Annotated in this window: 13 protein-coding genes and 3 pseudogenes; 5 read left to right on the forward strand and 11 right to left on the reverse strand. The window is 68.2% G+C overall.

The genetic code is table 11. From position 1 onward, the window contains the following. Nucleotides 1–28: 28 nt before the first annotated feature. On the reverse strand, nt 29–337 hold the full coding sequence (locus IEZ17_RS29705; RefSeq protein ID WP_189305503.1) for a hypothetical protein: 309 nt from the start codon (nt 335–337) through the stop codon (nt 29–31). A gap of 412 nt (nt 338–749) precedes the next feature. Between IEZ17_RS29705 and IEZ17_RS29710 the strand changes: the two genes are divergently transcribed. Continuing rightward, a complete protein-coding gene (locus IEZ17_RS29710; RefSeq protein WP_189305505.1) occupies nt 750–1,460 on the forward strand; it encodes a hypothetical protein in 711 nt (236 codons plus the stop codon). A gap of 197 nt (nt 1,461–1,657) precedes the next feature. Here IEZ17_RS29710 and IEZ17_RS29715 read toward each other — a convergent pair. The 7 genes and pseudogenes from IEZ17_RS29715 to IEZ17_RS29745 form a co-directional block, all read right to left on the reverse strand. Continuing rightward, nucleotides 1,658–2,016, reverse strand: a pseudogene (locus IEZ17_RS29715) (NUDIX hydrolase). After that, the gene (locus tag IEZ17_RS29720; protein WP_189305596.1) at nt 2,004–2,219 is read right to left on the reverse strand and encodes a hypothetical protein; all 216 of its coding nucleotides are present in this window, start codon (nt 2,217–2,219) and stop codon (nt 2,004–2,006) included. The pseudogene IEZ17_RS29715 and the gene IEZ17_RS29720 overlap by 13 nt, the downstream one beginning before the upstream one ends. 45 nt (nt 2,220–2,264) lie before the next feature. After that, the gene (locus IEZ17_RS29725; RefSeq protein ID WP_189305507.1) at nt 2,265–2,831 is read right to left on the reverse strand and encodes a hypothetical protein; all 567 of its coding nucleotides are present in this window, start codon (nt 2,829–2,831) and stop codon (nt 2,265–2,267) included. Nucleotides 2,832–3,273: 442 nt separating this feature from the next. Then, on the reverse strand, nt 3,274–3,843 hold the full coding sequence (locus IEZ17_RS29730; protein WP_189305508.1) for a CbrC family protein: 570 nt from the start codon (nt 3,841–3,843) through the stop codon (nt 3,274–3,276). A gap of 90 nt (nt 3,844–3,933) precedes the next feature. Beyond that, nucleotides 3,934–5,169 carry an acyl-CoA dehydrogenase family protein gene (locus IEZ17_RS29735; protein WP_229852781.1) on the reverse strand — a complete coding sequence of 412 codons (1,236 nt, stop codon included), beginning with the start codon at nt 5,167–5,169 and terminating at the stop codon, nt 3,934–3,936. 332 nt (nt 5,170–5,501) lie between these two features. After that, nucleotides 5,502–6,041 (reverse strand): GNAT family N-acetyltransferase, encoded by a 540-nt coding sequence (locus tag IEZ17_RS29740; protein WP_189305510.1) that lies wholly within the window; start codon nt 6,039–6,041, stop codon nt 5,502–5,504. A gap of 937 nt (nt 6,042–6,978) precedes the next feature. Beyond that, nucleotides 6,979–7,212 carry a recombinase family protein gene (locus tag IEZ17_RS29745; protein WP_189305512.1) on the reverse strand — a complete coding sequence of 78 codons (234 nt, stop codon included), beginning with the start codon at nt 7,210–7,212 and terminating at the stop codon, nt 6,979–6,981. 42 nt (nt 7,213–7,254) lie between these two features. Here IEZ17_RS29745 and IEZ17_RS29750 point away from each other — a divergent pair, with 42 nt between their 5' ends. Beyond that, entirely contained in the window at nt 7,255–8,292 is a 1,038-nt protein-coding gene (locus IEZ17_RS29750) for a MerR family transcriptional regulator (RefSeq protein ID WP_229852782.1), read from the forward strand. A gap of 423 nt (nt 8,293–8,715) precedes the next feature. On the opposite strand, the gene IEZ17_RS44625 is transcribed toward IEZ17_RS29750, so the two are convergent. Further along, nucleotides 8,716–9,282 (reverse strand): aromatic-ring hydroxylase C-terminal domain-containing protein, encoded by a 567-nt coding sequence (locus IEZ17_RS44625; RefSeq protein ID WP_373299981.1) that lies wholly within the window; start codon nt 9,280–9,282, stop codon nt 8,716–8,718. A 388-nt stretch (nt 9,283–9,670) separates the two neighbouring features. Here IEZ17_RS44625 and IEZ17_RS29760 point away from each other — a divergent pair. Continuing rightward, nucleotides 9,671–10,180, forward strand: a pseudogene (locus IEZ17_RS29760) (ATP-binding protein); the annotation flags it as partial. Nucleotides 10,181–10,342: 162 nt separating this feature from the next. Continuing rightward, complete coding sequence (locus IEZ17_RS29765; RefSeq protein WP_189305518.1) at nt 10,343–10,795, forward strand: SRPBCC family protein; 453 nt, start codon at nt 10,343–10,345, stop codon at nt 10,793–10,795. 310 nt (nt 10,796–11,105) lie between these two features. On the opposite strand, the gene IEZ17_RS29770 is transcribed toward IEZ17_RS29765, so the two are convergent. Further along, on the reverse strand, nt 11,106–12,218 hold the full coding sequence (locus tag IEZ17_RS29770; RefSeq protein ID WP_189305520.1) for an ABC transporter substrate-binding protein: 1,113 nt from the start codon (nt 12,216–12,218) through the stop codon (nt 11,106–11,108). Further along, nucleotides 12,215–12,496 (reverse strand): hypothetical protein, encoded by a 282-nt coding sequence (locus IEZ17_RS44630; protein ID WP_189305522.1) that lies wholly within the window; start codon nt 12,494–12,496, stop codon nt 12,215–12,217. The genes IEZ17_RS29770 and IEZ17_RS44630 overlap by 4 nt, the downstream gene beginning before the upstream one ends. A 48-nt stretch (nt 12,497–12,544) precedes the next feature. On the opposite strand from IEZ17_RS44630, the pseudogene IEZ17_RS43075 reads away from it, so the two are divergent. Continuing rightward, a pseudogene (locus IEZ17_RS43075) lies at nt 12,545–12,738 on the forward strand (VOC family protein); the annotation flags it as partial. Between the last annotated feature and the right edge of the window lie 86 nt (nt 12,739–12,824).

Raw genomic sequence — 12,824 nt, forward strand, 5'->3', positions numbered from 1 at the left:
CGCCTCTACCTGCTACCGGCCGAGCTACCTACTCCACCGCATACAGCAGCCTGTACTCAGCACCGTCCGCCCTGAAGCGCAGACTGCGCTCACCAGGCGTATCCGTGATCCACTGCTCCCCGAGCTTGCCATCCCCACCCAAGGCGCCGGCCTCCCCCAGAGAGACAGCAATCGTCCCTGTGAAGTCGCAGTCGTACTTGACGGTGTACATCCGATCTCCCAGCACCGTTCCATTCCACACAGTGCCGCGATCCTGGACAACGAGCCTCGGCTCATCGAAGCCGCTCCAGCCCTCAGTCGTGACGCACTTGAGCTTCTCCAGATACAGCTTGGCCATACCGTCCCCTGTGAAGGATCCTTCTCGACACCTCACATCCTGCCGAGCCTCAATAAACGATCACTAAATGATCTGGCGCGGCGCTCATCGCACAAGCGACGTTCCATCCGAAGCAGGCGAGAGTGGTGGGTCGCGTGACGTATGAGTGCCCTGACCGTTCCGGTCGCCGTGGGGCGGGACACCTGCGGCCAGGTCCTTGACCCATCGGATGCCCGTGGTTCCGGCAAGCAGCTGCGGGTTTCCCAACTAGACGTCGTGGCCTGGTTCTTCGGGTTGTCCTTGGCGTCCTTCCCCTGCTCACAGCAGTGTTAGCGGGGTGTTAGCGGAGCGGCAGCCTCGCGATAGCGGCTCCGATCAGAGTGGGGTGACGTACCGAGGAAACAACGACACCGACTGCCCCGGGGGACCCGAAATGAGCTCCAGCACCACAGTCCGCGCCGCGCGTCGCCGCACCCTGCGCGTTGCCGCCGCAGCCCTGACCGCAGCCGCTGCCCTCACCCTGACCGCCTGCTCCGGCTCGGAGGCCACCGGCACCAAGCCCGCGGGCCACACGGACACGAGCACGGCCGCCGCCGACTCCAGCGGCGCGGGCTCCGCCGGAGCGCAGGGCTCCGATGCCCAGGCGCGCCCCGGTGCCAAGGTCGACACCAAGGCGGGCGCTGCGGGCAAGCGGTCGGGCAGCTCGCACGCCGCCACGGCCAAGACGGTATCCCCGGTCCGCACCCAGCCCCTGCCGGACGGCAGCAAGGCCGAGATCTACGAGCTCGGCGCCCAGCACTACCGCGCCAAGATCGTCCACAGCGGTCAGGTGTTGGGCACGCTGGAGACCAACCAGCACGACGCCGGGCTCGACGCCAACGACATGTTCGTCACGCTCACGCTGGGCGGCCAGGTCCACTCCTGGATGGGCGGCGGACACCAGGGACCGGGCACCTTCAAGCTCGCGGGCGGTTGGACGGCCAAGGTCACGAAGATCGGCGAGCTGCGGTACCGCGCGCAGATCCTCGGCAACGAGGGCGCGGTGGACGCCACGCTGGAGACGAACCAGCACGACGCCGGGCTCGACGCCAACGGCGTATACATCGTGCTCAGTGCGGGCGGCGTGATCAGCGCCCACGAGTAAATGCCCGCCCGGCTGCGCGGTGGAGTCACCTCCGGCGGGGTCGGCTCCACCGCGCGGTGACGTAAGCGTTCGACTGGCCCTTGAGCCCGCTCGGTAACCAGGAAGGCCGCCGGCCAACGCGATGGGCAGCCGCCGAACCGGCGCGCTCAGACGCGAAGCAGCCCCACCAGGAAAGGGCGGGGATCGTCGGCGGCTCATTACTCGGATACGGCCAACTCGCCTTCGAGGTACTGCTGCACCGGCCCGAACAGGCCGTAAAGCACGTACTCGGGGATCTCGCTGTGTGCAATCCAGGCGACCTCGGCGAGCTCCTCCTCGTCGGCGACGTACGCTGCGCCGGCGACCACACTGCACGCCGTGCACGACACCAGCCGGCCGGTCTTCGGGTGCACCCGTTCGTCGAGGAGCTTCGGCGCCTCGACGGTCAGACCGGTCTCTTCCAACGTCTCCCGCACAGCGGCCTGCTCGGCGGTCTGACTGTCCTCGACCTGCCCGCCGGGAACTGCCACCGCAGATAGCTTTCGATAGGTCGGCGATCCGAAGTCAGGGTCTCCAGGGGAGACGGAGGGCTTCGAGTCCAGGGTTGTTGAGGAGGCGTTCGATCAGCGTGGTGGGGCCTGCGACCTTGGTGCCGTGGAGGTCGAAGTGGGTGAAGGTAGCCCAAGACCGGTCCACGGGCCAGATGTTGGAGGGGCTGAAGGCCACCAGGTCGGGGTGGTGGTAGAGGTCGTGGGCGTCACCCAAGCGGCCGGTGAGCACCGTTGGAATGTGGTAGTAGAACATGTTCCGGCAGAAGTGGACCAGTCAGCGGGTGTCCGGGCCGTCCGAGCTGTACTCCATGAGCACGTCGATCAGCTGGTGCCAGGTTTCCCAGTCGAGGCTGCCCTCGTTCGACCACAGGATGTCGTCCGACCGACCGCGGGGCTCGGAGTGGCATGAGGACAATGGGTAACGGTCGGGGTAGGAGCCCTCCTCGACGACAGGGTCGCCGACGCGTCCGGCCAGCTCGGACCAGCGCAGGCACTGCCAGTGGGGCCTCGGGGGCGCGGCCCAGTCCGTTTCGTCTTCGTCGTCCTCGTCGCCGGTGCGTTCCGTACCGGTCGCGGCGTCTGCGTCGGCCGGGGGGGCCGGGCTTCGCAGGTCCTCGTACATGGCGTGCAAGATCCAGGCACTGTCGGGGCGAGCCGGCGGTTCGAAGCCGAGGAGGCCGTCGTCGCCGGACACTGCGGCCAGCCAGCGCGTCTCGGCCTCCGCGCGAACGCGCGGCCAGTTGGCGAACGCCACGGCCTCCTCCGACGTCAGCACCCGCGCCGCCCGCTCGGCCTTGTCCTGCGCGAGGACGCCCCGCAGTACGGGAGGTACCTCATCCATGTCGGGAAAGCCGTGGATATCTTGCATGTGCCCATTCTCGCAAGCCCCGGGATCCGCCAGGAGGCGCTGCCGGCGAGACAGCAGATCCCGTATGGCAGTGGGATCTGCTGATCGCGGGCGCCGGGGGGGCGAAGCGACCTATCGGACAGAGCCCAGCAACACACGGCCGTCCCGCATGGTCACGGCCGCCGCTACTGGCCTCTCCCCGACGCCTTCTCCCTTCACCTCGGGCACCGCCCCAGCCAATCCGGCAGCGACTTCCCACCTTCGCTGTGGCGCAGCAACGCCTGCTTGTAGCTCAACAGGGCCACCGACCGCACCTCATCAGGACCCCTCAGGACGGCTGGGCCACGTTCGGGAAGCTGGTCGATGCTGGTCGGTGCTGGACACCGCAAGACGCGGGCCCGGGGTCGGCACCGTGATCCTGGTCGGGCATGTGGGGCTACGTGAAGTCCGAATAGGCAAGGTGGGTTGCACAGACCCGGCACCGGAAGAGATACGCGGTCGGCTGGCCGTCCTTGTCCAGGGAGGCCAGGTAGTGCTCGACGTTCTGCGGTGGCCAGTCCCAGCCGCTGGCCTCCTGCCGCAATGTCTCCACGACGTCGGGGAATTCCACGAGCTCGGCCGCCCCCACCACCCCGAGAAAGGCAGCGGCGTCGCCGCAGTGGGCCAGCCATTGATCCTGCTGCCACGAGCTGAAGCCCGGCGTCCGGCTGTCGACCGTCAACCATACCGCGTCCGCCACGTCCCCGTCGATACCACCCGTGAAGCTCACCCCATACCGTTCGGCGGCACTCCCGTCGGCGATGCACCAAGGGCACAACCGGTCGTCCAGATCCGCGGGCGTGTGGACAGGGCCCGTGCAGAGGTACCCGCGCTGACGCTCACAGCAGGCACACACCGCAGCGGAAGGCACCACTGACCCGGTCGCCAGCGGATCAGGGTGGTACGGGAACTCCGGAAGCAACTCACTCACGACCAGCGACCGTGACAATGACCGCCGAGATGGCATTGATCGGGGCGGGGCAGGTGAGGACGGCGGTGGCAGCGCCGGCGTGATGGACGCTCGCAAGCAACTCGGATCAGTTGCTCGGCAAGCCACTCAGATCAGGGGGGTGACCTGCTCCTCGATACCGAGCAGGGCCCGGCCGTAGATCTCGGCCGCGATGGCGGGATTGATCATCGCGTGCCGGCTGCCGGTCCCCAGATCCCGCCAGATGCGCTGCAATGGGTTTCCGTCGGCGAAGCCCCTGGCCCCCTGCACGCTCAGCAGGATGTCCAGCGCCTCCCGTGAGCGGCGGACGAGGGTGGCGATGTCCACACGCACCCGGGCGCGGTCGGGCAGGGGCATGCACCGGCCGCTCGCCGCCCAGTTGTCGACGTCGTCGGCCGCCCGCATCAGGTGCAGGGCGGCCGTATCAATCAGTTGAGCGGCCTCGGCGAGCTGCGTCTGTGTCGCAGGTGCCTCGCGGACTTCCTCGTAGAGGGTGTGTGAAATGCCGCGCCCCTCGGCGAGAGAAGCCAGCACCAGCTCCAGTCCGCCGCGGGCGAGGCCCAACAGCGGGCCGGCGAGGGACAGGGCGAGCGTGGGGACGAACGCCGCGCGGTAGAGGGCCTCGTTCTTGAACTCGGTCGGGTACTCTCCGCTCCTCGCCTTGGTTGCCGACAGGATGCGGTGCGCAGGGACGAAGACGCCGTCGGCGACAAGGGTGTTGCTTCCGGTGCCGCGCATCCCAGCCACATGCCAGGTGTCCTCGATCGTCAGCTGGTCCATCGGGACCAGCGCCAGCCCTTGGTCCGGCTGCTCGCCGGACGCGCCGATGACCGACGTACCGAGCAGTGCCCATTCGGCATGGAGGCAGCCGGATACGAAGCGCCACTGTCCGGTGATGGTCTGCCCTCGGTCGGCCGCCTCGCTCGTGCCTTGGGGAGGAAGGGCGGAACAGGCGCGGGCGCGGGGGTTGGCCTCGTAGACCTCACGCTGCGTGCGTTGGGGATAGAGGCCGATGAGCCAGCCGGAGATGTTGATCAGACTGGTGATCCAGGCGGTGGATCCGCAACCGCGGCCGAGTTCCGAACTCACCTCAACCAGGGTGCGGATGCTCGCCTGGCGACCGCCGAGCCTCTCGGGCATCGTGATGCCGAACAAGCCGGCCGCATCGAGCGCAGCGATGTTCTCCTCGGCGACCCGCCGGTCCTGCTCGGTGCGGGCGGCATTGCACCGGAGCAACTCGACCAGTCCGGCGGCCCGTTCGGGTAAATCAGCCCACTCTTTGTTCGCTACCGGCCCGGTGCCGCTCGTCGGCCCGTTGGCCCGGTCCATCGAGCTTGTTGTCATGGGGCCCTCCTCCACACTCGGGTACCCCGTCGCAGAAGGGGAGCACCCTGACTCGCCCCATGAAATCATCACCAACCGCCGAGCGGTGGCAGAAGGACATCGTCCGCGCCCTCCCCCACCCGCGGGGCCGTGGAACGTCCCTGACAGGAAGCCATCACCGCACCTCGGGACATGATCGCTCGATGCCCCTGGGGTCGGAGTCCACGGCGGCGGGGCGGGGCGCGGGTTGCCGCGCTGCTGGACGACCTGGCGACCAGCGACGGCACGCCGGTGTTCTTGGACTCCCCCGAACCCGGAGTCCGCAGCCTGACCAAGCGCCGCAGCGGATGTCGTCAGGTCCTCATCCTACGGGCGGTGCGGTACAACACGTTCGGACGTAGTGGCCCTTCGGGCGCGGTGGGATCGTCGAAGTCACCGTCCGGGTCCCGGGTCATGCCGATCCGGCGCATCACCGCCTGGGAACGGAAGTTGGTGGCCGTGGTGACAGCGAGGATCTCGGGAAGTTCAAGGGTGTCGAAGCCGTAGGCAAGGACTGTCAGCGCAGCCTCGGTAGCGTAGCCCTGCCCCCAGGCCGAGCGGGCGAGTCGCCAGCCGATCTCCACTCCGGTGAACGGCATGCCGTCGTCCACCTGATCCAAGCCCGCGAAACCGATGAACTCACCCGTGGACCGCACCTCAACCGCCCACCACCCGTAGCCTCGCTGGTCGAACTCGGCCTGGAACAGAGCCACGCAAGCATCGCTCTGCTCGCGGGTGAGCAGGTCACCCAAGTGCTCCCGCACCTCAGGATCGGCATTCATCGCCGCCCACGGTTCAAGGTCAGAGTCGCGCCATCGACGGAGGGTGAGGCGATCGGTACGCAGTTCAGCCATGCTGTCCAGCCAACGTGAGCCACGCGCTCAAGGCAATCCCTTTTTCCTCAGGGCCACACCGCCACGCAGAGGGAACATGCACGGATCGCTCCCAGACCGACGAAGCGACCACCGACCCGACGAACCCATGCGGTCACAGCACTGCTGGGCAGTGTCCGACGGGTCGTGCGGACGGTCTGGTGATTGCCGGCGGGAACCGCGCGACTGCCAGGAGACACAGAGCGGGGTTGCGGGTGAGCGCATGCCTGGTCGGCGGGAGATCCCGTCCAGCGATGATGCCGGTTCGGCGAGCCGGGAGAACGTCGACCAGTGCCCGGTCGGCAGATGGCACAGGTCCGTTCCGGCCATCGGCTCGAAGACTGGGTTGCCGCCGTCTGCCGGCATCCGCACCTGTTCGGGGGTGAATGCTGACGCGATCACCGAGCAGTGCGAATCCGGCAGCACCGAGGGACGGTCCAAAGGGCACGTGGCGGTCGGAACGGCTGAGGTGTGGCCAAGTTTGCCCTACGCGCGAGATGTTCACCGGTGAGGCCTGCCAGGTTGTCCGGATCTGCTGCCGGGTCGAACGGCGCCACCGGCAGCTGCCGGCCGTTCCCCTTCTCCGCGGCCTGCCTGCGCCACTCCTCCTGCGTCTGGGGCCTGTTGAAGTCGATCCGGGCCATGCCGCCGGGCAACGGTCCGGCGTCCACTTGCACGATCCGAGTGATCCGCTCCGGGATCCGGTCTGCGGCGGGTGAAGCGTGCCGGCCCTTCTTGGCCCCTTGGCGATGACGAGGCGGGCGGCGATGTCGCACAGGCTCATCTCCTGCGCACGGTGGTAGAGGGCCATGGCGAGCATGGTGTCGTCGGGGACGCCGGCGCCGCCGATGGCCTTGCCGCGGGTGCGGGCGCAGGCGGACTCGTGGCCTTCGAGCGTGCGATCGCGGATGTACTCCCGTCACATGCCGGACATGGCCGCCAGGACAGCGAAGACGAGACCGGAGGGGTCGTGGGAGCCCTTGAACTCGGCGGTGAGGAAGTCCAGGCCGACGTCGCTCGCCTTCAGGTCGTCGGCGAGCATGGCCAGGTCGATGCCCCGGCCGAGGTGCTTGTGCTCGTGGACGACGAGCGTGACGGCCACACCGGAGGCGCGTACCTCCCGGCAGAGGGGGTAACCGCGCCCGGCACGCACGGGGTTGAGCCTCAACCTGCTTGAGGTCCCATAGTGGGCGCTGTGGACGACAACGAGCTGTACCCCATCGGAGATGTGGCACGCCGCACCGGCCTGAGCGTCAGTGCCATCAGGTTCTACGCCGACGCCGGGATCGTCATGCCCACCGGCCACACGGGCGCCGGGTACCGGCTCTACGACGTCCAGGCCATCGCCAGGCTGGAGCTCGTCCGGACCCTCCGCGAACTGGACGCCGGCCTGGACGACATCCGTCAGTTACTGGTCGGCGAGACGACGCTGCACGACCTCGCCACGGCACATCTGGCGCTCGTCGAGCGCCAGGCTCTTCGCCTCCAGGCCAGGCGGGCCGTCCTGCGGACCATCGTGAAACAACACAGCGCGACCGACCAGGTGAGTCTCATGCACAAGCTCGTGTCCATGTCCGACGACGACCGCGACCGGCTCATCGACGAGTTCTGGAACGAGATCAGCGACGGCCTCGACGTCCACCCCGCCTTCGTCGACCGGTTACGGAGCATGCGACCGAATCTGCCGGTGCAGCCCACCACGGAACAGCTCGAAGCCTGGATCGAGCTGGCCGACCTGGTGCAGGACGACGACTTCCGCCACTCGGTCCGTGCGTACCTCCACGACACCTATTCCACCGCCCAAGGGCGCCTCATCACCACGCCGCCGGTGCCGGACTCGATCGAGAAGGGGGCGACGATCATGCGGGAGGCCCAGGTGGCATACCAAGCCGGGCTGCCCGCGGACTCTCCGCAGGCCCAGGGCATCGCCCACCGCTACGCGGCTTGGCTCGCCGAGCTCTCCGGGAAGCACGACACCACCGGATTCCGGCGCCAGTTGGCCGCCAACCTCCTGGTCGCGAAAGACCTCCACCGACAGGCACTCCAGCAGCGCGCCGCACACACCGTTTCCCGGTTCACCGACACCCATGGCAGGTACCTGTCGCTGGTAGCCACCATCAACGGGACCACGCATGAGGACAACTCGCCTGTCCCCGTGCCCTACGAATGGATCGCCACAGCTCTCAACGCCCCCGGCTCCCGCAGCGAGCCCGCATGGGGACTCCAGCCATAGGTCGCGATCGTTCTGGTCAAGGCCGTGCGGAGACGGCTGCGACCACCGGTGATCATCGCGAGGTGTGTCGCCAAACGAACATCGGACAGTGGGGCCACAGCGTAGTTCCTGCCCACTGGCAAGCGGCGTCAGAGGACCTGACGGGCCGGATCGCGGACCGTCTCGCACGGCTTGAACACCGGCTGCGGGACGGGAAGTTGATGCTCGGGCTGCTGGCGATCCGCTGGGTCACCCCGGCCCCCTGCTCTCCCACCCCTTCCTCGTCCTCACCGCCGCCTTCGAACATCGAGGCCGGACAACAGCGGACTACGGGAACGGCTCCGACGAGTTGGCCCCGCTCCCCTGCAACGGGGCAGTGTTCCTGGTCCGGATCAAGGTGTGGGCCAAGGTTGCGGGCTTCGCATCGTGAGCACCGTTGCCCGGTCATACGGCGACTTGATGGAGCCGGAGGGGCCGTCGCGTGGCCTCGGCCAGGGCTGCCGTGGGGTTCGGAGCAGCATGGGTGGTGCGCCAGGTGATCACGTGGTCGGGGCGGACCATCATGGCGTCGTGGTCGCCGATGCCGCGGGCGCCGGTCGGCCGTGCCGGTCCGGAACGGGCCTGCCAGGGCAGCAGGGTCATTTCAAGGAAGGCGCTTCGCGGATCCACCTCTCGGGCAGCCCGTGCCCAACAGTGCCCTTTGGGCCCGGCGAGCAGCAGGTAGCGGCCGTCACAGACCAGGTCGAGCGTCGCGAGACCGTCGTACCGGCCGGTGAGGAACGCGTGCGGCAGACGAGCCGGGCTCGCCGCGCCAACGGCCCGGCTCGTCTGCCTGGGGCAGGCCGCGATCCGGATCGCCGCCGGGCATGCGGTAGCGGTAGCCCATCGCCACCGCCGCCTCGCTGAGCAGTGGACGGCTCCCGACCTGTCCTTCGGTGCGGTCCCCGAGGCTGCGACTGACGAGTCTGGTTGACGCAGAACGGCGACAACTGTCATCAAGATCGCCGACATCGAACCTCACGGGAGAACGGGGGCTGGCGGCCTGACGCAGCGCGACTGGCGACCGTGGAGGGTCACGCCGGAAATAGCGCCTGGGGCTCTACGCGGCAAGACACCAAGAAAGCCCCCGAGCGACCCTCTGCCGCATTTTTAGGGACTCAAGGCAGGGGGGATTGGGTTAGGGGGTGCGGGAGACGCACAGCGGAGCATGGAGGCGTTCTCACCCCATCGATGAGGAGCAACTCCGGTACTCTGGACAGCATCCCGGTAGCCGACGGCCCCGAGGCCCGTGAGCCCCGGGACCCTGTTTGGGCTGCCGCGCCCTGTCTCCGCCAACTGTCCGGCCGCTCCCGCACCGTGGTGCGGGAGCGCGGTCTGCCATGCCCGAAAGAGAGCATCTGTGGCCACTTACGACACTCGCACCGCCAGTGGCAGCCCCGGACCCCAACAGCCCGGCCATGCCGGGACGGCGTCGTATGACGCCGACGCGATCACTGTTCTGGACGGACTGGACGCGGTGCGCAAGCGGCCCGGGATGTACATCGGTTCCACGGGAGAGCGGGGGCTGCACCACCTGGTGCAGGAGCTCGTGGACAACTCCGTGGACGAGGCACTCGCGGGGGTGGCCGACCGGATCGACGTGACGATCCTGGCCGACGGCGGGGTGCGGGTGGTCGACAACGGCCGCGGCATTCCGGTGGGGATGCACCCGGTGGAGAAGCGGCCGGCCGTCGAGGTGGTGCTGACCGTGCTGCACGCGGGCGGGAAGTTCGGGGGCGGCGGGTACGCGGTCTCCGGCGGTCTGCACGGTGTGGGCCTGTCGGTGGTCAACGCGCTGTCGACCCGGCTGTCGGCGGAGATCCGGACCGACGGCTACCGGTGGACGCAGGACCAAGGACGTCCGCTTCCTCGACATCTGACCCTTAGCACCGGCCTCCTGCCCCCTCATCTCCTGCTCGCGCAGGCAGCAGCGAGCATGGCGTAGGTTGCACGGCACGCCGCGGCGCGTCGGCCCGACGGGAGCGAACGATCAGTCACCATGTGAAGCCGTGGATGAGTTGAGGAGAAGGTCGTGGCCGTCGACGTGTTCACCGAGACCGTGATCGCCCGCCCGCGCGCTGAGGTGGTCGCCTACGCCGGGAATCCTGATAAGACGCCTGAGTGGTACGTGAACATCGCCTCCGTTCACTGGCGCACCGAGCCACCGCTCGCCGTCGGCTCCCAGCTGGACTTCGTGGCAAACTTCCTCGGGCGCACTCTCACCTACACCTACGAGGTCGTCGAATATGGCGCCGACCGGATGGTGATGCGGACCACCCAGGGCCCGTTTCCGATGGAGACCACCTACACCTGGGAAGCCGTCGACGCGACGCACACCCGGATGACACTGCGCAATCGCGGTGAACCCGTCGGCTTAGCGAGGGTCGCGGCGCCGATGATGGCCGCCGCGATGCGCCGGGCGAACAGCAAGGACCTGGCCCGCCTCAAGCAGCTGCTCGAAGCAGGCCACACCCAAGCTGACTGATCGCACCACCGTGCACGCAGCTGGGCCTGCCGGCTCAAACACCAGGCCCAGCTGCGCGCCGCAGAATCACAGATACCGTTAACGGCCTTGGGATCAATGGAGCCGTGGTCGGCGCCGAGATTGATATTGATCTTGATGCCGGTCCGACCGCTGGCTCTCTGGGCTGCCCCGGGCTAACGTCGGCTGCCGCGCGACAGTCTGAGAATGCGGTCGGGGCCCCCGCCGCGAAGCTGAGAGCCGGTATCGACACCTGGACAGGTGGACAGCCTCAAGTTCGGACAGATCTGGGCAGTCGGACCTCCGTGCTCTTTCAGCTGGCGTGAAGGATCCGAAAGCGGTCGGGTTCCGCCGGATCTCGGTCAACGACTTGGATGGGCGTCCAAGCCCATTGCCAAACGCTGATGCCTGGTGTGCGGGAGAACTGGATCTGCCCGCGGGTGCCTTCGACTGCAACGCGCGGCCAGGACTCGGCAGTGCGCGCCCGGTCCGCGCCGTGAGAACGCAGCACAGCGGCGAGAACGGCGACCGTGTCGTAGCCCTCGAAGGCGACGAAGGAGGGCGCTGCGGCCAGCCGCTCGCGGAGGGCCGTCTCGACTCGTGCACCGAGTGGGCTGAGGCGCCCGGGCAGGTAGCGCAAGAACGGGATTGCGGCGCTGTCGTCACCCAGCAACGTCGCCCATTCGGCGAACTCCGGTTGCCCGGCCGGCGCACCAATCATGATGTCGGCGAGGCGCGGGTCGCGGCGGACGGACTTGACGATCGACACTGCCGGCTCCGGGTGGCCGACCAGTAGCAGGAGGGCTGTCGCGCGGTTGTCGACGAGTTCGTCGCACACGGCCGCGGGGGCGAGTGCGCCCATGTCGAGTTCGCTGACGGTGCCGCCCCGTGGAGCGAGGTAGTCCCGCAGAATGCGGGCCCCAGATGCCCAGTAGACACTCGACTCGGCTGCTACGGCGATTCGACTGTGGCCCGCGCTGAGCAGGAAGTCCGCGTAGACCTGCCAGCCGTGGGACTGCGCCGGGGCGAGGCGCGCGACCCATTCCGTTGGCTGTTCGGTGAGCGCGTCGAGAACCGCCGACGAGCAGAGGAACGGCACGCCGAGGGCGTCGGCCCTGGCGGCAGCGGCGCGAGCGACGACGCTGTGATACTCCCCCGCCAAGGCAGCCACGCCCAGGCGGGCCAATTCGTCTACGGCCGCCGCGGCCCTCTGTGGATCAGCCGCAGTGTCTCGGACCACCAGCTCTAGTCGTCTTCCGGCGATCCCGCCGGCGTCATTGACTTCGCGAACGGCCAGCTCGAGTCCGGCGAGCAGGTGTTGGCCTGCCTCGACCCAGCCTGGCCGAGTCAGCGGAACGAGAGCGCCGATCTGGACGGATGATCCCTCAGTCCGCTCCGTTCCAGGTGGCAATGGTGGCGTATTCATGCGTTGGCTTCTCCCGTCTGACGATTCGGTTGCAGTTTGCCCGGATCGCAGAGTGGCAAGGTCCGGTAGTACGCGTTCATCTCATCTCGCCGTGGCAGGCGCCCCTGGGTGACCATGCCGGACATTGCATCCACCACCATCACCAACAGGCAACCGATTAACTGTTCGCTGAGCTGCCAGGCTCCCTCGACCAGGCCCACCATGTCTTCTGTCTGTGGGTCACGGCCCTGCTGATCATCTGGTGTGTCATCAGCGGCGGGGCTGAGGGTCGATGCCACCGGCGTCATCCCCCAGCCCGATTCCGGGACGGGCGCGTGGCGTCCGGAGTACCCGTCCCGGACCCGAAGACAACAAGGAACCGTGTGCACCTCGATCTCGCCACCGCCTCTGCGGCCCATCAGGCGAGAGGCTCCCGCGCCTCCAGGCTCTCGGTGCGACGCCCGCCCGCGTGGGCCAGGGCAAAGTGCCGTGGACATTCCTCGCCGCCCCCGAGGGCAACGAGTTCTGCGTCCTCGCCCCGTCCTGACGCAGAGCCTTAACGACACCCCGACGAATGGTGGAGTCGGGTATTGGAACCCTCGGAATGCCTTGCCGTGGGGGCGGGTT

The organism is Streptomyces albospinus, assembly GCF_014648695.1.
Lineage (GTDB): Bacteria > Actinomycetota > Actinomycetes > Streptomycetales > Streptomycetaceae > Streptomyces > Streptomyces albospinus.

Coding starts and splice junctions, on each gene's coding strand:
- IEZ17_RS29730 (WP_189305508.1), bottom strand. CDS start 3,843: ATGCCATCTCGGCGGTCATTGTCACGGTCGCTGGTCGTGAGTGAGTTG.
- IEZ17_RS29710 (WP_189305505.1), top strand. CDS start 750: ATGAGCTCCAGCACCACAGTCCGCGCCGCGCGTCGCCGCACCCTGCGC.
- IEZ17_RS29740 (WP_189305510.1), bottom strand. CDS start 6,041: ATGGCTGAACTGCGTACCGATCGCCTCACCCTCCGTCGATGGCGCGAC.
- IEZ17_RS29770 (WP_189305520.1), bottom strand. CDS start 12,218: ATGAATACGCCACCATTGCCACCTGGAACGGAGCGGACTGAGGGATCA.
- IEZ17_RS29725 (WP_189305507.1), bottom strand. CDS start 2,831: ATGGATGAGGTACCTCCCGTACTGCGGGGCGTCCTCGCGCAGGACAAG.
- IEZ17_RS29705 (WP_189305503.1), bottom strand. CDS start 337: ATGGCCAAGCTGTATCTGGAGAAGCTCAAGTGCGTCACGACTGAGGGC.
- IEZ17_RS29735 (WP_229852781.1), bottom strand. CDS start 5,169: ATGACAACAAGCTCGATGGACCGGGCCAACGGGCCGACGAGCGGCACC.
- IEZ17_RS44625 (WP_373299981.1), bottom strand. CDS start 9,282: ATGTCGGCGATCTTGATGACAGTTGTCGCCGTTCTGCGTCAACCAGAC.